Origin of the sequence: Flavilitoribacter nigricans DSM 23189 = NBRC 102662 (assembly GCF_002646595.1) — a bacterium.
In the GTDB taxonomy this organism is placed as follows: Bacteria; Bacteroidota; Bacteroidia; order Chitinophagales; family Saprospiraceae; genus Flavilitoribacter; species Flavilitoribacter nigricans.
On sequence record NZ_PDUD01000004.1, the window covers coordinates 250,721 to 271,683 of the forward strand.

The window sequence follows — 20,963 nt, forward strand, 5'->3', positions numbered from 1 at the left end:
CAACTTACTGCTTGCGGTTTAACGTTATACGCTTCTCGTCTCGCCTATCAATGGGCGATCACCAATTGCTGGGCCCGGACGCGTTGCTCGTCTTTCAATACCAGGTAGTACATCCCCGCCGGCAACTGCCAGGTAGCAAGGCTGTAGGTAGACGACTGCCCGGCAAATACGGAAATCGTTTGCTGCTGCCGCTGGCGACCAAATACGTCGTATAATTCCAGACTGATCTTCCGGCTGCGGTCGGAACCCATGCGGACGAATACGGATTCATCACCCGGATTGGGATAGATCTGCAGGTCATTTAGGTAATCGAGCTCCTGGGTGCCTACGGTATTTTTGCAGGCATCACCAATACCATCCTGATCCTCATCTTCCTGCAGGGCATTAGGTGTGGTTTGGCAATTGTCTTTATAATTGGGTATCCCATCGCCGTCAATATCTTCGTCGCAGGCATCACCGATCCCGTCCTGATCCAGGTCTGCCTGGTCACCGTTCTTCTGGTTGATGCAATTATCCATACTGTTAACTATTCCGTCCTGATCGCCATCCGCGTCCGGTTCCGCTACATCGCCGATGCCGTTGTTATCACTGTCCAGTTGGTCCGGATTGCTGAAAATGGGGGCATTATCCAAGGCGTTGACGATGCCGTCCCCGTCGACGTCTTCATCACAGGAATCGCCGATACCGTCACCGTCAATATCGGATTGCAGGGCATTAGCGGCCAGCAGGCAATTGTCTGCAGTGTCGGGGATCCCATCGCCGTCCATATCCGGATTCGGATTACCCGCGCCGGCTCCAATAGCGAATTTCCAAACTACCGGCTCCTCTATGGCATTGCCGTACTGATCCGCTACTTTCGCTACACGGATCTCGTAATTTTCACCTACCTGTGCGGCAAAGTTCCCTTCCGGTAGAATGATCAGTTGATTGCCGGAACAGCCGAACTGTGCGTCGAGAATCACGTCGTCGGACAAGCGTTTAACCGTAATATTATCTTTGGTCAGGTTCAGGCAGTTCAGCGGTTCATTGAAACTTACGCTGATCAGGTCACCGGGAAGGTATTCATCATCCACTGGTTCGGGCTGTCCAAATACCATCGGCGGACTGCGGTCTACCAGGCCGTTCCATTTTTCGGAATACACAAAACCCTGATCGCATAACAAACGAGCCCGAACCTGGTAGTTACCTTCGTGCAGATGCCCCAGGTCTACGGGTACGGCCATCGCATTCATATCGTCCGCCAATTGATCCGCTTCGACGCTTTGTAAAGTCTCCCAGTTATTGGTACCGGCGGCCGCGATTTCGATTTCCACGCGTTGGAGTTTGGTTTTATCGTAGTCCGTAAGCTGCACATCCAGGGTTTGGTCGTCCGTGCTGTTGACCAACCAGGCAGCGTCAGTATCATTGATGCGGATCGGACTACAGTCACTTGTGAAGAATGCAGAGATAGTTACAGATTGGCTGACATCTGGATCACAGTCGGAAGAGAGCGTGAACTCTAACCCATCATAGCTGTAAGCCAGTGGCCCTCTTTCTACTTCAACCGTCACCTCGACTTGTTGAAACGGATTGATGGTATAGGAGATCGGACCTTGCACTTCGCTTCCACCAACGCGGATACGGGCTGCATCCGGGTTACTGGCCTGGTTGAATTGCAGCAAATAGGTACGTGCTTCTTCACTTTGACTGATATTTCCCAGCAGCAATTTGAAAACCGCCGATTTGTTAGGGTCTACATCAGTTTTCACCAATTCTTCGGCGCTGATCTGTAAATCGTCTCTCGGTTGGGTACCCGGTTCCAACGGGCAACTGGAGCGCCCGCTGACCAGTTCGAAGACCGGGGTGTTATATACCGGGTCGGTTTTGATATCTACACTGTAGAAATCCCCTTCGTCATCATCGTTCAGGATGAAGCCCGTAGTAGTCTCCTTGGTGGTAGTCTGGGTCTCGGATTCTCCGGTTTCCATCCTGAACGTATAACGGTTGCCGCCGGATACGCCGGAGCCGGCTACTTCAAAACCCAGTTCTACCGCTACTTCCTGACTGATAAGCTGATTGAATTCGATGGAAATGGATTCGGTACTGGAACTGGAAACGGTGGATTCGTAGGGTGCATTAGCGCTGAAAGACCGATTTTCTTTGAATTTCGCTTTTTCTTTTAACTCCTCATTGCGTTGCAGGGCCTGCTCCCAAACGGCAATTTGGTCGGCAAAATAGGCTGCAGTATCTGGATTATTCGTTGCATTGAGGTCTCGCAATCGGCTCAGATCCGGCAGCAGGGAATTTCGGATATGGCTTTCGGTATAGGTATAGGTAGTGGCGAAGCCGTCGTTGCCCAGGATCAGACTGACGTCCGTAAGGATTCGGCAATTATCCGGGTCGTAAATAACCTCATCTGCGAGGGCATAGATCAAATTAAGCGCCGCGCCCATGAACACATCGCCTTGCTGCCCGGTGACGGCCTCATTGTCCGATGTAGAAAAGTTTTCGCCCACCGAATAGGAGACAATGTATTCCTCATTATTGACCGTGGAAGCACCTATTTCCGTAGAGGCTCCGATCATTCCCCAAAACGCGTACTCGGTCGTTATGCCGACTCCAACTTCGATAGTCGTACCCAATTTAGCTTCTACCCAGGGGTTATTTACCTTGTCGGTTAAGGCCGAAAAGCGGAGTGCTGTTTCCAACGTAGTATTTTTTTGCAGATAACTACTGCTGGCATCGCCCGGTGGATCTCGCAGGATAAGCAGGGGCAATTCGGGAGAGACGGTGGCAAAAGTTTTTTCCCGGGCGCGGACTCCGGTGACGATCAGATCGCGCTGCAGGTTGGCGATCCGGCCGTCTACATCGGCGCTGACGCTGAAATTTTTCAGATAAGGCTGGATGATGTTGGGGGTGCCTGCTTTCAGTTCGTAAGCAACCCGGCCCTGAGAAATAGGCAACGTGATAATTTGTTCTGCTTCACAGATGCGGTCTACAATGGTGAGTAAGCCGGTATCAACCGGACAGACCCCGACTTCTTCCCATACTTCAATGATTAGCGGATAGACCTGATGCTGTTCCAAAACGGGGTGATCCAGGCCGGTACAGGGGGCGCCCTCCAAACCGGTCAGTTGAATAATTGGCGGCCGACGATACGTGAAGTTCACTTGTTGGTCGCCTTCCAGCAGACTGATGTTTTTATCCTGGAAAAAGCCAACCACTTCGGCGTCGTTCAGATCGGATGCTTCGGTAGCACTGAAATTCTTTACCGTAACGGTATACTCCCGAGCCGGCAGTACCATTTGGTAATAGCCTGTTTCCGGGTCGGTCATGATCGTTGTATCCAGACAAGAGCCAGTACTGAAAATTCGCACTTCTGCTTGGCCAATGTAGCGCTCGCAACTGGCGTGTACGTAACCGCTGATGGTATCGACCGCCTGACTGGTGAAACTCAGTCCGTTGATAGGCTGGGTAACGACTACCGTTGCTTCGGTTTGTTGAAAAGTATGGTCCTTATAACGAGGCCGTATTTTGTAGGTGCCGGCCTGTTCTACGAGTATGGAGAAATTACCATTATTGTCTGTACGGAAACCCAGATCCTGGCCGTCCAGCAGCATTTCTACCTCGGGCAGACCGCAGGTGAAGCTTCCGGTCTGTTGTACCACCTGACCCTTTACCAGAAAGGAAGTCGTATCGATGAAGTTGACGTTGTTCTCCGTACTGATCTGCGGGGACAAGGTGCGGGTACGAAAAGCGGGATCAAAACCATGACCGGCTTTTCTGGCTTCGATGCGGAAAGTACCCTCATCGGCACCGTAGTATATATCTGATATGGTATAATTCCCTTCCGCATCGGTTGTGGTGCAATACTGCGCCCCCGGTGCCCATCTTCCCGGAATGTTGTTGGTTTGTACGGCACATACTTCTACTCCCTGGACCGGCGTACCTAATCCGGAAACCCCGGGTTTGGTGGCGACTTTCCCTCTGATAATCCCATCCGGCGGACGGAACATAATTGTCTCAGACCAGGTTTCGTTTGGATTAGCGAACTTCGGAACGTGAATACTTACGCGGTATTCGTGAGTTTGCCCTTTGGCGGGGGTGTCTGAGTAAGATGTTTGAGATCCTAAGCTTTTGGGGCCGTTATTGTTTTTATAGAGCACCCAGTCAATAAGATTAGCCGGCACATCTGATTCATTGGTCCACGTCATACCTATGCCGCCCGAACCATTGTCCCACCATTCCACCTTTGGAGCCCTAAGGCGCTGGGTTTTTACGGTAAGGTATTCGTCCGCTATGGATAAGCAACTAAGCTGACATGGAAAATCCGGAAACGCGGGGTGCTTATTAAAGCCCGTCTCCGCAAAGACTACCCGTATATCTTCGGTATCTTTTCCAGTCCTGGGAAATTTTAGTCTTACCGTCCAATTACTGGTAGATGCTGCTCTGGTTTTTTCGGCATACTGTTTAGAATCGTCCGAGGCGGATGCCACATAAACGCGTTGCGTGGCATTACAATCACACCCCTTTTGATCCGGGCGAATTTTGAGCTCCACTTCGAAGTAATAATCGTTGCCCTTATTAATCTGAGTAACCGTCATACTTTGTGCCCAGGTAGTATTTAGCGCAAAAAATATAACCAGGATCGTGAGCCCCCCTTTAAGGAATGTATCTTTTCTCATGGATCTTAGCTTTGATATGAAAATTTTTCTTCTATAAAGCTAAGGGGAAGCCCGGCCGGACACGTTCGGAATTGTCTGAAAGGGTAAAATGACTGTATGAGTGGTTGGATCGGGAGTTTAAGTGGTGTTTGCTAAAACAATCGCAATCTATTCAGGACTTCCGGTTTAAATCGCCGACTGACCGGTACGTGTTTATTGCCCCCGAGAGTGAGAAATTCCTGGTTGTCGGTGAGGGCTTCGATCTTATTCAGGTTGACCACAAAAGACCGGTGAGTACGCATGAAATGGGTGGAGGGAAGGCTTTCTTCCAGCGTTTTTAGCGGAACGGTGAGGATGTAGTCTTTATCATTGGTGGCGATCAGGCAGTAGTTCCCGTCGGCTTTGATGTAGAGGATGTCTTCGATTACCACCTTAACCATTTTGTCTTTATACCGAACGAAAATGCGGTCACTGAGAATGTAGGCGTTATCCTGGTTGTGATCGGAATGACCGGAGGTGTTTTCGGCCTGTAGACGACTAACGACCAGGGCCAGCGTGCGCTGCAGGTCCAGTTTTTTATAAGGTTTGGAAAGGAAGGCAAATGGAAGAGTTTCTTTGGCCCGATTGAAAGTGGCCTCATCAGCATTGGCGGTCAGAAAAATGATGGGGATATCGATCTCTTCGTTAAGCTGGTGGGCCAGTTGGATCCCATCCATTTCTCCTTTCAATTTGATATCGAGTAAGATGATGTCCGGTGGTGTCTGCCGGCAATGAGCCAGTGCCTGTTCGGCCCGGGTGACCATGCCGGTTACTTCGTAGCCTAATTCATCCAGATCAACCGAAATGCCGGCCGCAATTACCGTTTCGTCTTCTACAATTAACACTTTTACCGGATGGTCCATCAGTTCAGATTCGCTTTTTCGAGTTCAAAGTAAAATTTTGTGCCGTTCTGGTAATCAGCCTGTATGCTCCCCTGCAACTGGTCGGTCAATAAGCGTACCAATTGTGATCCGAAGCCGGTGCCCTGGGGGAGGCTTCCTTCCTTCCGACCGATCCCATTATCGGCAACGATCAGTTGCAATTGGTTTTGGGCAATTTCCCGAAGACTCAGTTCTATTTTGCCTTCCCGTCCTTCGGGAAAGGCATATTTTAAGGAATTGGTCAATAATTCATTAACGATGAGTCCAATCGGTACGGCTGTGTCTACGTCCAGCTCAACCGGCTCCATCACAAAACGGACCTCGACCTGCTCGTGAGCTCCGTAGGCATCCACGATATTTTCGCTCAGGTTTTTAAAGTAGTCCAGCATTTCGATGGTGCCAAGGTTTCTTCCCTGGTACAATTTCTGGTGAATGATCCCCATGGACTGTACACGACTCTGACTGGCTTGCATCACTTCTTTAGTGCTGCGGTCTTTCACTTTAATGGATTGGAGTTTCAACAGACTGGAGACCATTTCCAGATTGTTCTTGACGCGGTGATGGATTTCCTTGAGCAAGAGCTCATTTTCGTTATTTTTGGCAGCTAAGGCTGCATTTGTCTTTTTGTTTTTTCGAAAAAAGTAGAAAAGGGTTACAAAGAGAACGGCCAAAGACCCGGCGATGCCGATGCTAAGCCATTGAATCCGCTTTTGTTGGCGAATGGTCTCTTCCTGTTCCAAAAGGGCCTGGTTCTTCTTTCCCGTTTCGTATTTCACCAAGGCTTCCGATTCCAAGTTAGCCATCTTGTTATTCATTAGCGTATCGTGGACTGCTTTGGACCGCTTTTGGTAAACCAGGGCGGAACCCAAGTCCCCTAATTGCTCGTAGCAAATGGCAATGTCGCGATAATGTTCCCAAATAAGCGGGTACACCGAGCTTTCAGTCTCTTCAAAGGCCTGCACTCCGGCTAGGTAATGCGGTAATGCTTCGCCGTACTTTTCCTGGGCGAGCAAAATATTGGCGATCCCTATCCGGTAAGTGTCAGTACCCTGGTTCTCACCAGCAGCCTGTTTGGCCAGTTCCCAGGCTTTAAGGTGGTCATTCAGGCCCAACTCGTAGTTGCCGGCTTGTAAGGAAACTTCACCCCGGTTGGAATAGGCCCGCATGGGAATACCGATATAGTCCGGCATGGGTAAACTGTTTTCGGAGATCCGGATACACTCATCGGCGGCGGCATAGGCTTTTTCCAGTTGCCCGGCCTTACGGTAGGCAGTTGTCAGTTCCAACAGGGTAACTCCCATGGTGGGGAGGTCCTCGTTTTTTCGGCTTAGTTCCAGGGCCTGCTCACCGTATTTTATCGCCAGTTCGGTCTGGTCTTCTCCGTTATAGAGCGAGGCTAATCGACGATAGGCTTTGGCCAAACCTGCTTCGTTGGAACGGTTTTCATAAATGGCAATACTTTTAAAGATCAGTTCCTGCCCCAGATCGGTTTCGTTGGTGTTGAGGTAATCGGAAGCCAGAGTGATGTAGCTGTCGGCCAGCCGGATCTGATCATTCGTCTGTTCGAGCTGTAAAACTGCTTTTTGACTGTGGTACAGCACTGAATCGTAGGTGAAGGGGCGATGGTAAGCGTGCCAGCTGGCCAGCAGATCGTGTACATCAGCGATGAGAAGGTGATCGTTGGTGCGGTAAGCTCTGACTAATGTATTCAGTGCGATAGAATGGTAAGGTGCGGGATTGTCAATTATATTATCTTCCAACCAGATCAGGGCGGAGTCAATGGGTTGTCGTTCCAAAAGGTCTGCTTGGGCAAATGACGGATGCCCCGTCAGTATCATCCACCAAATGCAGCATATCATCCATCTCATATCGTTTGGGTTATTGGAGCGTAGTTTGAGAACAATTTTTAAATCATAGCCACTTTCTTATTCAGAGGTATAAAGATAAAATATTTTATCCCGAACCGAGGTCACTCCAGATACGCAGGGATATTTGAAATATACAAATAAGAACCATTGGATCCAGAATGATGATAAGAAGTATAAGGGCGCGAAATATATCCGGTTATTTAGCTCCCGGAGAGATTTGAAATAAAGAAGAGATTATCTCCAGATCGATCGCATACTCCGCCCCTCTATCTTTTTCCATTCCAGTTCGCCGCCCTCACTAAACAAAGCCACTTTACGGAAGGGAGCATTTGGAAAAAAGATGGCCGTCATGACGGTAGCACCATTATCAGCAAAGAGTTCTACGGAAGCTTCGTCAAAAAAGAGGTTCATCTTGATAATGGGGTCAAAAACAGTTCTCGGAGCATAGCTAACCGGCGTGAATTTATCCGAAAAATCATTGGTGCCGGCCTGAGAACGGTCGACAAAATAGCGTTGTTCGGTCGGATCAAAACCAACCCGTAGGGTATCGCCGGTATCATTGTATATAAGCATGCCGAACGGACCAACGGATTCGGTAGGGGAGGCCATCGCTTCAATTTCCAGCTCCAACGGTATACTTTGTTGAGGAATAGCAGCCGTTATTTCCTGCCGGCCTTCAGTTGGGCCCTGTAATACTTCGAAGCCACCGGAATAGATACCGGAGATCTCCTTGACCGGACGGCTGAAAACCCGAAGCCCCTGGTCCGTTTGGTGCAGGCTCAGGCTTCTCGGCAGGGTCATGGCACTGCGCCAGGGGTGGGTCGGTACCACCTGGGCGTAATCCCAGTTGCCCATCCAACCCATGAAGAGCCGACGGCCATCCTGGTCGAGTACATCACTGAAGGTGACCCCGGCGTAGTTGTCGGGACCGTAATCCAGCCAGACGGCCTGTTCCCGCTCGGGATCAGCCGGATCGGGTTGTACGTCCTGCGCAAATTCCGGATCGAGGGTAAAGGTCTTACCATCAAAGTCGCCGACAAAATATTGGGTAGCGGAACCGCCGTTCGGGCCCCCCGGATTGATGCTCAGCAGGAAAACCCATTTGGTTTGCTCCGGATCCCCCTCCACCGGTAGTTCAAAGAGGTCCGGGCATTCCCAGACGCCGCCGTGCGAACCGACATTTTCGCCGAATTCACTGGCAAAGGTCCAGTCCTTTAGATTGGGCGAGGTATAAAAATGGATCCGGTCCTTGACGGCCAGAATCATCACCCACTGCTGGGAGGCTTCGTGCCAGCTCACCTTGGGATCGCGGAAATCCTGGATACCGGGATTGCTGACAACGGGATTATCCGCATATTTCGTCCAGGTACGGCCCCGGTCGAGACTGTAGGCGATACTTTGTACCTGAAAGTCCTGCCGGCCGGCCGGATAGCCTTCCGGATCGTGGTGGGTGAAAATGGCCACCATGGGCGGGTTGTTAGCCGTGCCCAGTCCGCTGGTGTTTTTCCAGTCGATCACGGCGCTGCCGGAAAATATATAACCCAGGGAGTCCGGATACAAAGCGATCGGCAAATGCTCCCAGCGCACCATATCCGGACTGACGGCGTGCCCCCAGTGCATGGGCCCCCAAACCGTGCTGTCGGGATAGTACTGGTAAAATAGATGGTACTCTCCTTCGTAGAAAACCATGCCGTTGGGATCGTTCATCCACATGGAAGGAGGCGTGAAATGAATCTGCGGGCGGTGGGCTTCCCGGTAGGTGACGGCTACAGCTTCTTCCGCATCGGCCGGGACCTCCGCCGGCTCGTTTTTGCAGGCCGACAGGCCGAGCAGGAGTAGGATGAAAATTGGGAGATATTTCATTGGAGTGGGTTGGGTTGTAGACTTTCTAAGTTTTTGAAACTTAGAAAGTCTTAATTGATTACCAAGATCTACTTCCGGATCAACTGCTTTTCCAATTCTTCCAGCGGTACGCCTTTAGTTTCCGGCATCATGCGCCAGACGAATAGCAACTGCAGCACCATCATAAAGGCAAAGATCCCGAAAACGGAAGCGGCACCGATAATGGTGAAAAGCACCGGTACCATGGAGGGTATGATCGCCGCCAGTACCCAGTGGACCGAACTACCGAATGCCTGCCCTTTGGCGCGCAGGTGGTTGGGGAAGATCTCGGCAATGAACACCCAAATCACTGTACCTTGTCCGATCGCGTGGGCGGCAATAAACAGGAACAGGAAGATCGGCACGGCCATGCCTTTGATGCCGGCGGAAAAGGCAAAGGCCACCAGGGAAAGGGAAATGATATACCCAATGGAACCGATATACATCAGTTGCCGTCGACCAAAACGGTCGATCATCGACAGGCCGATCAGGGTAAAGATGAGGTTGGTGATACCGATACCTACGCTGCTCAGGAGCGCGGCACTTTGTTCCAATCCAGCAATTTCAAAGATCCGGGGGGAATAATAGAGGAAAGCATTGATCCCGGAGAATTGATTAAAAAATGCGATCAGGAAGGCCAGGATCAAAGGGAAGCGATATTTCGGACTGAAGATGGTTTCACTTTTGTCGCTTTGGTCGTGGTCGGCCTGAATCAAGCGGATCGCCTCCTCCACGTCGACATCCGGATTGATCACCTTCAGGGTTTCTGCGGCCCCTTCCCGGTCATTTTTGACGGTGAGCAGCCAGCGGGGGCTTTTCGGTACGGTGAAGACCATCAGGGTGTAGATCAGGGCCGGCAGCGCTTCGATACCGATCATCCAGCGCCAGGCATTCTCTCCAATGTCGCTCAGCAGATAATTGGAAACGAAGGCAATGAGGATACCGAAGACGATATTGAACTGGTAGAGGGCCACCAGTTTGCCACGATCATTGGCCGGTGAGATCTCTGATACATAAGCTGGTGCCGCCACGGTGGATGCGCCTACGCCCAGACCGCCCAGAAAGCGGAAAAAGGCAAATACCCAGGGATCGTTCGCCATCCCGGAACCGACGGCTGACACAAAGTAAAAAACGCCGATCCAGATGAGGGTGGTCTTACGGCCGAACTTATCCGTGGGGAAGCCGCCCAGCATAGCGCCGATCACCGTACCCCAGAGGGCCGATCCGACGATCACAAAGCCGTGAAAGACCTCGCCTCTCGCCCAGAGTTCCTGGAGGGCAAGGTCGGCTCCGGAGATCACTACCGTATCGAATCCGAACAAAAAACCGGCCAGGGCAACGGTAATGGACCAGAAGAGAATTTTGTTGAATTTCATTGTATAGTCGTTTTTGATAGTTTCGGTGTTTGGTGGTTTATAGCTTGATGGGGTAGATTAGGGAAATTCTGTTGAACTTTAGTCCTGTAACTTTTTTCGATAAAAAAGCCACCAAAAAATCTGGACAATTTAATGCTTTATTCCAGGCCGGCACCCGAGAGGAAGGAACCCGTACGGGCACCCACAAAATTGTCCAATGGCCGACCCACCTAACCAGATGGTGGATATTCCAAATGCTACCCAATGGTAAATTGATGGATCTAAAAAAGCGCCGGAACATAGTGTATCCGGGAATTTTCAATTCATTTAGACAGCATAACTACACCTCCAATCTTTCCTTTCCTCACATCATCGGCGTACTATCAATGCCGACGATCTTATAGATCTTCCCATCCGCTTTGGTGTAAATGTACATTTCCCCTTCGGCATCGAAACCGTAGCGCAGATCGACCCGGTTGATACCGGTCAGATCGCGGAAGGTGGTCAATTCACCGTTTTCCAGCCGGACGCCGGCTTCGCGGAAAGGAGACTGTTTGCCCAGGGCCAGGTCGGATGCTTTGGTGAAGAACACCCGTCCGTTGACGATACCGCCGAAGAAGTAGGTCCCCTTCAGTTCGGGGATCTGATCGCCGTAGTAGATGAAGCCGCTGGAAATAGCGCCCGCTTCGTCGTGGTCGAACTGAATGACGGGATAAGTGATCCCGGCGGAAGCATCATCCTCCGGCAGGGCGTAAACGTGGTCGAGATTGCCACCCTTATCGAAGCGGAAGGTTCCTTCCCGTTCGGGCCAGCCGTAGTTGCGCCCTTTTTCGATGATATTGAGCTCTTCAATCTGGTGGTGACCGATATCCGAGGCCAGCATTTTGCCGTCGCCGCCCTTATCCCAAAGCATGCGGTGCGGATTGCGGTAGCCCATGGCGTAGATCTCGCCCAGGCCACCCATTTCCATTTCGTCCACGAAAGGATTGGTGGGCGGAATGCCGTAATTGCCATTGGCACTGTTGTTACCGGCCGGATCGATACGAAGGATATTCCCCCAGATGCGACCTTTATTCTGCACCAGGAAGGGATAGCCACTTTCCACGGAGCCGCCGTCACCGATGCCGATGTAGAGCAGTCCGTAATCCTCGTCTCCGGGTTGGGCGAGGGGATTAAACGTGACTTCCTGCATGCCGTGGATCTGGGTAACCATGTCCACCCGCATCAGTTCGCGATTGCTGCCTGAAAAAGTAGCCGCCCGCGGATCGTTGATCTTCCATTCCGTCAGCACCCAGCGCACTTTGCGGGGAATGCTGTCGTGGAAGGTGAAATTAGCCGGTGCGGAAGTTTTTGGGTCTTCGGTGTGGTTGGTATAGAAGATACCGTTCTCGGCAAATTCCGGGTGGAAGGCATAGCTGCCCAGCCCGGTGGCCAGTCCCGGTTGATTGATGAAATGTTCGAAGTGATCGGCTATCTTCAGGAAGGGCTGCAACTCGCCGCCTTTCATTTCGTAGAGTATGCCGTTCAGGTCGGAAATAAACTGGCGGGAACCATCCGGCAGCGGGATCATCTTATTGATCCGGGCCACCGGCGGCTTTTCGGCCGTGGGCGGTGCAAGCGCTACCTGCCGGAGTTGCAGCACCAGGTCGGACATCGGGACCGTATCGGGAATGGGATCTTCCAGGGGCGGTCCGAGGTCGGCGGCAGTTTGTAATTCCGGCTGATCCTGGTGGGTATTCATAAAGGCCAGGATGGCGTCGATATCTTCTTCGGCCAGCATGCCGAAAGACGGCATATAGGTCTTGTATTCTTCGTGTAGTTTTTTGGCCCGTTCGTCTCCGCCGTCGATCATTTCCGCCGGATTTTTGATGAAGCTTTTCAGCCATTCCGGAGAGGCCTCCGTTGTGACGCCGGCCAGACTCGGACCGATGCCCGAACTGCGAAAATTGTGGCAGGCGGTACACTGGATCTCAAAAAGTTGTTGCCCTTTGGCAATGACTTCCGCATCGGCGGTATAATTAGCCTGCCGTTGACAGGCGATAAGCAGCAGGCCGAAAAACAGGCCGGTTAAAAGTGTTTTAGTGGTCATCGTGGTCGATCGTAATGTTTTAGCCGTTAAAGCTAGTAAAAATTGTTGATAGTGCTTTGGTTGCGGGCAGTACCCGGAGGGCAATCGCATATAATTCCTTTAGTACTTTTTGCGCAAAAAAGTACCCAAAATGCCGGGCAAAATTATCCCTCCCACGAACCTGACTCCCGAGAGGTACGAACCCGTATGGGCTCCCACCCCCAGTACGGGCCCTTATGGGCATTTTGCCCGCTTCCCAGCCCGCCTACCGACAAATCATTACCTAAATTGAGCATCTGGGACAATGCGAGACCTCCCTATCGGCTATTTCATCCGATTTTTTATATCCTCCCCTTTTTAATGCGATTGCCATAGCAGTAACCCGAAGGTGCTGATTTCCGGGCCAGTATCAGGATGCAGCGGATGTTTGGATCCGTGGAACTTTCCGGTCCGCCACTTTGAGTTTTCTCCTTTTAGTGCTGGCGGAGGCATTCTCAACATCAGACGATAATTCCCGCGGAGAGCGTACAAGAGCAGTATTTTTCGATTTGTTTTACAATTTGTATAGAAATCAGTATGTTTGTTTTACAATTTATATACAAATGGGCAAAAAATACCTCGGAGAATTCGAAGAACTGATGCTGACCATGGTGGCTATTCTGGGCGAAGAAGCGTACGGAAACGCGATCGTGGAAGCGGTCAAGGAACAACTCGACCGCAAAGTAAACCTCAGTGCGGTACACATTACCCTCTACCGGCTGGAAGACAAAGGCCTAGTACGATCCGCCATGGGGGGAGCCACGGCCAGCCGGGGAGGCCGGCGCAAGCGCTACTTTCAGATCACCAACGCCGGGAAGAGCCAGCTCCGGGAACTGCAGGAGCAACGGATGAAGCTGTGGGAACTGCTTCCTAACCTCAAATTCGGCAGCCTATGAAACCGCCCAAATGGTCCGTACGCCTGCTGGAATGGTTCTGTCCGGATGAACTGCTCGAAGGTATTCTGGGAGACCTGCTGGAGCAGTACGAGGCGGATTGCGAACGATACGGTCCCAGCCGCTCCGGAAGAAGGTTCACCTGGAATGTGCTGCGATTGTTTCACCCCACCATTCTTTTCCGCAATTCAATCACCCTAAATGTAGTGAATATGGGAATGCTCATCAGCCATTTGCGCGTAGCCGGTCGCAATATGCTCAAACACCGGTTCTTTTCGTTCATCAATCTGCTCGGCCTCTCCTGCACCATTGCTTTTGTATTGCTCACCTTTCTTTTTATCCGCAAGGAGCGCTCCTTTGATCAGTTTCATAAGCACAAGGATACCATTTTTCGGGTCTACCACGATGTGGTCAATTCAGAGACGGGGCAGTCTATGGCCCAAAGCGCCGTTACGGCGGTTCCTCTGGCGCGGGATCTGGCCGCCGCCCTGCCGGGAATCCGTCATTACAGTCGCTACGCCAGCAGTTCGGCCACCGTCCGGCAGGAAACGGAACCTTTCGATGAGACCATTCATTTTGTGGATGCCGATTTCCTGAAGATGTTCGACTTCCCACTGCTTGCCGGTAACCCCGCCACGGCTCTGGATGATCCGAACGATATCCTGCTTTCCACCGAGATGGCGGAAAAGTACTTCGGTAAGGGTGCAGCGATCGGGCGGGAATTGGAACTGATCGTTAATGATACGACCGTAACGGTTACGGTCAGCGGTGTGATCGATGCACGCCGGGACTATTCCAGTTTACCTTTTGACTTCTTGATGCCGATCGAGCAGTATCAGTTGGTGGTGCCGCTATCCGCTTTTACTTCTTACAATTACGGTCTGGTAGAAAATTACATTCAACTGGATGATCAAAGTTTGCGAGAAAACGTAGAGCCACAACTTACCCCGGTCATCGAAAAGCTTATACCGGCGGACAGAAACCGGGTACTCTACGGTCTGCAACCGCTGGCTGGCATTCACCTGGAAGACGAAATAGTGGGTAATGCCCTGTATACCAGCCCCCGTAAGCTTTACTTCATGGTGGCTATGGCCCTGCTGGTGGTGCTCATTGCCTGCATCAATTTTATCACCTTATCGACCGGGCACGCTCTGGGCCGTCTGAAAGAGATCGGGGTACGGCGGACCCTGGGGGCACTGCGTACCCAATTGCGCGGTCAGCTGATCGCCGAATCCTTTTTTACCTGCCTGCTGGCCGGCGGTGCCGGTCTGGCGGTGGCCTGGACGCTGAGTCCGGTCTTCGGTCAGTTGGTGGACAGTCCGTTCCAGTTTTCGCTGGGCGTACCGGAGCTGTTCTTTTTGCTGGCAATTATGCTGGTGATGGCCCTTATCACCGGTGGGTTACAGTCTACCGTCATCGTCCGGAAGCAGACGGGAGAAGCGCTGGCCAAGAAGGGTGGGGGAACTGCGGGACGGAACTGGTTCAGCGAAGGCCTGGTAGTCATGCAGTTCGCGTTGTCCATCGTGCTGATCATCGGGGCCGTGACCATCCGCAACCAGATGCAGTACATTCAGCAAAAAGATCTGGGTTTCGAGCAGGAACGATTGCTGGAGATCGGGCTGCCGTCCATTACGGACGCAGCGGCCAGCCGGCAACTGATCGACCGCTTTCGCTATCTGGCCCGGCAGGATCAGCGGGTGCTGGAAGTCGGCGCCAGCATGAATAACGCCCGGGAACCCTGGACGGAACTGGTCTTTGAACAGACCGACGGAGAGCAGGAAGCCCTGTTCTTCAACCAGGTTGACGAGTCCTATCTGCAAACTATGGGCATCGAACTGGCCGCCGGTAAATGGTTTGATCCGGAAAAGCAGAATGCGACCCGTTCCATTCTCGTCAACGAGCGACTGGTGCGCCATTTCGGCTGGGATGATCCCTTCAGTCAGCAGATCCCCGGCAAAGAATTTACCGGCAGTCATCAGATCATCGGAGTAGTGCGGGATTTTCACTTCAGCTCGCTGCACCAACAGATCAAACCGCTCATTCTGGCGCTGGACGACGAAGCGATCGCCTCGGGCGTAACGGGCCTGTCTACCTACGTCTGGCCGCCCAATCTTTACCAACTGGTGGTCCGCATCGCTCCCGGACCGGTAGAACCCGTACTGGAGCATCTGGAAAACAGCTGGAAGCAGATTGCGCCGGACAAGGCATTTTCCTACCATTTCACCGACGAGGTACTGGCCGCCAAATACGCGGAGGAAAAACGCTGGGGCCGGGTACTTAACTGGGCGTCTCTCTTCGGGATTGGGATCGCCTGGCTGGGCCTGCTTAGTCTGATGCGACTCTCCGTACAGCGCCGGACCAAAGAGATCGGCATTCGCAAGGTGCTGGGGTCCAGCACGGGCAACGTTATTTTACTACTCACGCGGCGGTTCTCCCTGCTGGTGCTGACCGGCAGTCTGCTGGCCTGGCCGGTAGCCTGGATATTGCTCCACCGCTGGCTGGAAAGTTTTAGTTACCGGATCGCGCTGAACCCAATCCTGTTTTTGCTTGTTGGTCTAACGGTGCTTTTACTCACGCTGGGTTCTATCGGCCTGCAGTCGATGCGAGCGGCGCGGACGAATCCGGTGGAGGCATTGCGGGAGGGCATTTGATGTGTTAAAGTGTTGAGGTGGAAATGTATGAATGTTTTGGAGTGTTGATGTGTGGATCATGCAGTTGAAAACCATTTTATGGTTATTCGGTGAATCCTGGTTGGATACTTTTTCCTGGCACTCTGTTTTACCTTCTCCTACTTTCTGCAAATTTTAAGATCCTTTATGCCTAGTGTTCATCATAAAAATCAACGGTCATAAGTAAGGAATTCCAACAGATCGGGAAAGATTGGTTCCGGCAACAGGGCTGGCGGGCGTTTCCATTTCAATTGGAAGCCTGGGAGGCCTATCTGGACGGCTACCACGGACTGGTCAATGCGCCAACCGGGAGTGGGAAGACTTATTCTTTGCTGCTACCTATCTTACTGGAATTTATGCGAGAATACCCGGATGCCCGGGAACGTAGCCAAAACGGCTTGCGGGCCATCTGGATCACCCCCATTCGGGCGTTGACGCGCGAGATCCAGTCTTCGGCCCAGCGGGCCATTCAGGACCTAGGATTGCAGTGGGAGGTCGGTATTCGCTCCGGCGATACCTCATCCTCCGAACGCCAGAAACAGAAGCGCCGCCCGCCGGAGATCCTGATCACCACGCCGGAAAGTCTGCACCTGCTGTTGGCCAGCAAAGGTTACGAAAAGTTCTTTAAGGAACTACGATGCGTGGTAACGGATGAATGGCACGAGCTGATGGGCTCCAAACGAGGGGTGCAAATGGAACTGGCCCTGTCCCGCCTGAAGGCGATCTGCCCGGCGCTGAAAGTATGGGGCATCTCCGCGACCATCGGCAATATGGACGAATCGCTGGCCGTGCTGATGGGCGACAGTTTGCAGCAAGGCCGGGTAAAGGTAGTTCGGGCGGATATACCAAAAGCTATCGAGGTGGTATCAGTACTGCCGGATGAGATCGAGCGGTTTCCCTGGTCGGGGCACCTGGGACTGAAGATGATCGAAAAGGTGTTGCCGATCATCGACGCCAGTCAGAGTACACTTATTTTTACCAATACCCGGGCCCAGTGTGAGATCTGGTACCAGAACCTGCTGGAAGTGCAGCCGGATCTGGCGGGGGCCATTGCCATGCACCACGGTTCCATTTCCCGTGAACTGCGCGACTGGGTGGAAAATGCCCTGCACGCCAATATGCTCAAAGCGGTGGTCTGTACCTCCAGTCTGGACCTGGGGGTGGATTTTCGTCCGGTAGAGACGGTCATTCAGATTGGGAGTCCAAAGGGAGTTGCCCGTTTTATGCAACGCGCGGGGCGGAGCGGGCACCAGCCGGGAGCCACCAGCCGGATCTACTTTGTACCCACCCACAGTTTGGAATTGATGGAAGGGGCCGCCCTACGGCAGGCGGTAGAAGAACAGCGCCTGGAAAGCCGTATCCCTTACATCCGTTCGTTCGATGTTTTGGTCCAGTACCTGGTCACGCTGGCGGTATCCGACGGCTTTCGGCCGGAAGAGATCCTGCCCGAAGTACGGAGCACCTTTTCTTTCCACAGTATCAGTGATGCAGAATGGGCCTGGATACTGGATTTTATCACCACCGGAGGGGCCAGCCTGCACGCTTACGATGAATACCAGAAGGTAGATATTGAAAATGGCGTGTACAAGGTAAGCAGTCGACGGACCGCTTTACAACACCGACTCAGTATCGGGACGATCGTGGGAAGCGACGCTTTGCAGATCAAATACCTGAAGGGAAGCTATATCGGTACGGTGGAGGAATGGTTCATCGCTCAATTGAAACCGGGAGATGTCTTCTGGTTTGCCGGGCGGGCCCTGGAACTGGTGCGGATCAAAGAGATGACGGCACTGGTACGTCGGAGTAAATCAACCAAGGGGAAGGTCCCTTCCTGGCAGGGGGGACGCATGCCGCTTTCCAGTGAGCTTTCTGCCTTTTTGCGGGAAAAAATGGATGAGGCCCACCGGGGAGCATGGGAGGATGTGGAACTGAATAAGCTGGCACCACTTTTTGAAGTGCAGTTGGAGCGGTCGGCTATTCCCCGTAAAGATCAGTTCCTAATCGAATATTTTAAAAGTCGGGAGGGCTACCATTTATTGGTCTATCCGTTTGAAGGACGCTTCGTGCACGAAGGAATGGGCTCTTTACTGGCTTACCGGATCTCCCGCCTGCAGCCGATCTCCTTTTCCATCGCTATGAATGATTACGGTTTTGAACTGCTGTCCGATATGGAAATACCGGTAGAGGAGGCCCTGGCTAAAGGCCTTTTCTCTACGGAAAATCTAAGTGACGATATCCACGCCAGCATCAATGAGACCGAGATGGCGCGCCGTCGGTTTCGGGATATTGCCGGTATTGCCGGTCTGGTATTTAAGGGATATCCCGGAAAGCAAAAGAAAATGAAGCACCTGCAATCGTCTTCCCAACTATTCTTTGACGTTTTCCACGATTACGAACCGGATAACCTGCTGCTGCTCCAGGCCTACGAAGAAGTACAAACCTTTCAGCTGGAGGAAGCCCGACTGCGCCGGGCGCTGGAACGGATCAGTGAACAGGAGATCCTGCTACAGCGACCACCTAAATTCACTCCTTTTTCATTTCCCATCCTGGTAGATCGCCTCCGGGAGCGACTGAGCTCCGAAAAACTGGCGGACCGGATCCGTCGGATGACCTTTGACGGTGTGCGGTAGTGTGATCCGGTTTAACCGGGCCAATAAGGATTTTCCAATAGCCAAATCGTGAAGCGGCTTACGCCCGCCGGATGATCAGCACCTCCTGATCGGAGAATGTCATCCAGGCAAAGTCATACACGTAATGATAGGTTTTACCTCTGCTATTGACGTAAAATCCGGTCAGGTAGTGAAAACGGAACTTTTTCTTTTCGAGGATAAGGCGATCCACCTTCTTTTGCTTTTTGTTTTTGCCCATGATCTCCAGGAGGATGGAGCGATTGCGGTGCAGGATCTTATCGGTTTCGCGGACGGTGTAGGCTGTAGCCCGGCGTAGGCGGACATGGTATTCATTCTTGCAGGCGATGGTGCAGAAGATCTTATCCGAGCGGCCGGAAAAGGGCGATCTGCACAAACGGCAGCGGCGTTTGGTGGTAGTCATTGTAGAGCGCGTTTTGTTTAGAGTGTGTTTGGGAATTATTAATTGGACTGCAAACGCCACTTTTTCGTTTATACTTCATCTATTTTTCAGTCCGTACCTTTCCCGGTACGGGCCTGTATAGGTGGGTATGCACTTCAAAATACCCCTCGTCTAAACAAAAAAATGACTGTTTTCGCCACAAAGAAAAAACCCCAAACGCACTCGTAAAGAGAGCTAAAAGTTATTAACCGTTAAGATCCGATGTTAACGGTTAACCACCACTAAATATGCTAATTCATTTGCAATCAGTCAAGCAAGTCGGCTTTTTTGTAAGAAAAAGCAACTATGAAGATCCAGGTTTTTCCGCTTGATTGGGAGGGTAGTAAAAGGATTGGTATTAAGCCACTAGGTTTTGATCGGGCCTTTCCGGGTATGATGAAGCAGATAAATGGGAGCCGCTGGACACCGGATGTGCGATGCTGGCACATACCTTATACGGCGGAAGCGTATGAGCAATTGAAGTTAATGTTTGGAGAAGGGCAGGTCTTGCCGGTGGCGGAGCGGCCAGGGGAAAGAAAAGAGCAGATCAAAGTGGATAGTGGGAAAATAGAACCAGTAAAGTTAAAATATATAGATCAACTGATTCGGTTAGAGGAGCGACTTAGATTACAGCGATATAGCTACAACACGGTGAAAACTTATAAATATTTTTTTGCCCAATTTATGAGCTATTATCCTGATTCGGACCCGCAGACATTGGAAAAGGCTGATATTATGAAGTTTTTACTGGAATGCTCGGCAAAGAAAAAGTGGTCTGATTCTACACAAAATCAGGCAGTTAATGCCATAAAGTTTTACTATGAAAAGGTACTGGGCCAACAACGTACTTATTATGAATTGCGGCCACGAAAAGGTACTTCCCTGCCAGGAGTATTTAGTGAACAAGAGATTAAGCTGCTATTTGAAGCGGTTACTAACCTTAAACACCGGTGCATCCTGATGCTGATCTACAGTGCAGGTTTACGCATCGGCGAGAGCATCAGCTTACGTAAAGAGGATATAAACTTCGATAGGAATACAGTTTTTATAAAGGGTGGAAAAGGGAAAAAGGATCGTACTTCCGTTCTTTCGGAAAAAATGAAAACTATTATCAATGATTATTTAAAAGCCTACAATCCACAATATTGGTTGTTTGAAGGACAAGACGGAGGCCAATACAGTACCCGAAGTATCCAGAATGTTTTTCGCCGAGCAGTGAAAACATCTGGTGTAAACCCCTTTTCTACGGTCCATACGCTTAGACATAGTTTTGCTACGCATCTGTTGGAAAAGGGGATGGATCTTCGCCATATCCAGGTCTTACTTGGCCATAGCTCCAGCAAGACTACAGAGATCTATACTCATATTACAGCGAAGTCAAGGGAGAAATTTTGTAGTCCTCTTGACTTTTTAGATATTGGAGATGAATCTTGAGATACAATTTACTATCCGCCATATGGCGGATACAAAGATGTTGAACTAAAGCGCCGATACCGGCGCTAGCTAAGGGCCTACCTTAACTTAGTAGAGAAAACTTTTTCTCACCAAATTTCTCTAC

Annotated in this window: 11 protein-coding genes; 4 read left to right on the plus strand and 7 right to left on the minus strand. The window is 51.4% G+C overall.

Going from position 1 to position 20,963, the window contains the following annotated elements; all coding sequences use genetic code 11:
- Window positions 1-47 precede the first annotated feature (47 nt).
- From CRP01_RS04400 to CRP01_RS04425, 6 genes are all read right to left on the minus strand, one after another.
- A complete protein-coding gene (locus CRP01_RS04400; RefSeq protein ID WP_099148792.1) occupies window positions 48-4,664 on the minus strand; it encodes a thrombospondin type 3 repeat-containing protein in 4,617 nt (1,538 codons plus the stop codon).
- A 131-nt stretch (window positions 4,665-4,795) separates the two neighbouring features.
- Complete coding sequence (locus CRP01_RS04405) at window positions 4,796-5,545, minus strand: LytR/AlgR family response regulator transcription factor (protein ID WP_233752628.1); 750 nt, start codon at window positions 5,543-5,545, stop codon at window positions 4,796-4,798.
- Window positions 5,545-7,431 carry a histidine kinase dimerization/phosphoacceptor domain -containing protein gene (locus tag CRP01_RS04410; RefSeq protein ID WP_099148794.1) on the minus strand — a complete coding sequence of 629 codons (1,887 nt, stop codon included), beginning with the start codon at window positions 7,429-7,431 and terminating at the stop codon, window positions 5,545-5,547. Before CRP01_RS04410 ends, CRP01_RS04405 begins: the two co-directional genes overlap by 1 nt.
- A 234-nt stretch (window positions 7,432-7,665) precedes the next feature.
- Window positions 7,666-9,294: a glycoside hydrolase family 32 protein gene (locus CRP01_RS04415; protein WP_099148795.1), complete on the minus strand. Its 1,629-nt coding sequence runs from the start codon at window positions 9,292-9,294 to the stop codon at window positions 7,666-7,668.
- A gap of 68 nt (window positions 9,295-9,362) precedes the next feature.
- Window positions 9,363-10,688 (minus strand): sugar porter family MFS transporter, encoded by a 1,326-nt coding sequence (locus CRP01_RS04420; protein WP_099148796.1) that lies wholly within the window; start codon window positions 10,686-10,688, stop codon window positions 9,363-9,365.
- A 343-nt stretch (window positions 10,689-11,031) separates the two neighbouring features.
- Window positions 11,032-12,756: a PQQ-dependent sugar dehydrogenase gene (locus tag CRP01_RS04425; RefSeq protein ID WP_170110220.1), complete on the minus strand. Its 1,725-nt coding sequence runs from the start codon at window positions 12,754-12,756 to the stop codon at window positions 11,032-11,034.
- Between the two features lie 581 nt (window positions 12,757-13,337).
- Between CRP01_RS04425 and CRP01_RS04430 the strand changes: the two genes are divergently transcribed.
- The 3 genes from CRP01_RS04430 to CRP01_RS04440 all read left to right on the plus strand — a co-directional run bounded on the left by CRP01_RS04430 (window position 13,338) and on the right by CRP01_RS04440 (window position 18,966).
- A complete protein-coding gene (locus tag CRP01_RS04430; RefSeq protein WP_099148798.1) occupies window positions 13,338-13,670 on the plus strand; it encodes a PadR family transcriptional regulator in 333 nt (110 codons plus the stop codon).
- A complete protein-coding gene (locus CRP01_RS04435; protein ID WP_099148799.1) occupies window positions 13,667-16,318 on the plus strand; it encodes an ABC transporter permease in 2,652 nt (883 codons plus the stop codon). The genes CRP01_RS04430 and CRP01_RS04435 overlap by 4 nt, the downstream gene beginning before the upstream one ends.
- A gap of 197 nt (window positions 16,319-16,515) precedes the next feature.
- Window positions 16,516-18,966: a ligase-associated DNA damage response DEXH box helicase gene (locus CRP01_RS04440; RefSeq protein ID WP_099148800.1), complete on the plus strand. Its 2,451-nt coding sequence runs from the start codon at window positions 16,516-16,518 to the stop codon at window positions 18,964-18,966.
- Between the two features lie 58 nt (window positions 18,967-19,024).
- On the opposite strand, the gene CRP01_RS04445 is transcribed toward CRP01_RS04440, so the two are convergent.
- Entirely contained in the window at window positions 19,025-19,387 is a 363-nt protein-coding gene (locus CRP01_RS04445) for a hypothetical protein (RefSeq protein WP_099148801.1), read from the minus strand.
- Between the two features lie 324 nt (window positions 19,388-19,711).
- Between CRP01_RS04445 and CRP01_RS04450 the strand changes: the two genes are divergently transcribed.
- Window positions 19,712-20,839, plus strand: a complete 1,128-nt coding sequence (locus CRP01_RS04450; RefSeq protein WP_222845653.1) for a tyrosine-type recombinase/integrase — start codon at window positions 19,712-19,714, stop codon at window positions 20,837-20,839.
- Window positions 20,840-20,963: the final 124 nt, after the last annotated feature.

What these genes read in the sequence shown, in the direction of transcription:
- CRP01_RS04405 (WP_233752628.1), bottom strand. Translation starts at nt 5,545, where the DNA reads ATGGACCATCCGGTAAAAGTGTTAATTGTAGAAGACGAAACGGTAATT.
- CRP01_RS04420 (WP_099148796.1), bottom strand. Translation starts at nt 10,688, where the DNA reads ATGAAATTCAACAAAATTCTCTTCTGGTCCATTACCGTTGCCCTGGCC.
- CRP01_RS04435 (WP_099148799.1), top strand. Translation starts at nt 13,667, where the DNA reads ATGAAACCGCCCAAATGGTCCGTACGCCTGCTGGAATGGTTCTGTCCG.
- CRP01_RS04415 (WP_099148795.1), bottom strand. Translation starts at nt 9,294, where the DNA reads ATGAAATATCTCCCAATTTTCATCCTACTCCTGCTCGGCCTGTCGGCC.
- CRP01_RS04445 (WP_099148801.1), bottom strand. Translation starts at nt 19,387, where the DNA reads ATGACTACCACCAAACGCCGCTGCCGTTTGTGCAGATCGCCCTTTTCC.
- CRP01_RS04450 (WP_222845653.1), top strand. Translation starts at nt 19,712, where the DNA reads ATGAAGATCCAGGTTTTTCCGCTTGATTGGGAGGGTAGTAAAAGGATT.
- CRP01_RS04425 (WP_170110220.1), bottom strand. Translation starts at nt 12,756, where the DNA reads ATGACCACTAAAACACTTTTAACCGGCCTGTTTTTCGGCCTGCTGCTT.
- CRP01_RS04430 (WP_099148798.1), top strand. Translation starts at nt 13,338, where the DNA reads ATGGGCAAAAAATACCTCGGAGAATTCGAAGAACTGATGCTGACCATG.
- CRP01_RS04410 (WP_099148794.1), bottom strand. Translation starts at nt 7,431, where the DNA reads ATGAGATGGATGATATGCTGCATTTGGTGGATGATACTGACGGGGCAT.
- CRP01_RS04400 (WP_099148792.1), bottom strand. Translation starts at nt 4,664, where the DNA reads ATGAGAAAAGATACATTCCTTAAAGGGGGGCTCACGATCCTGGTTATA.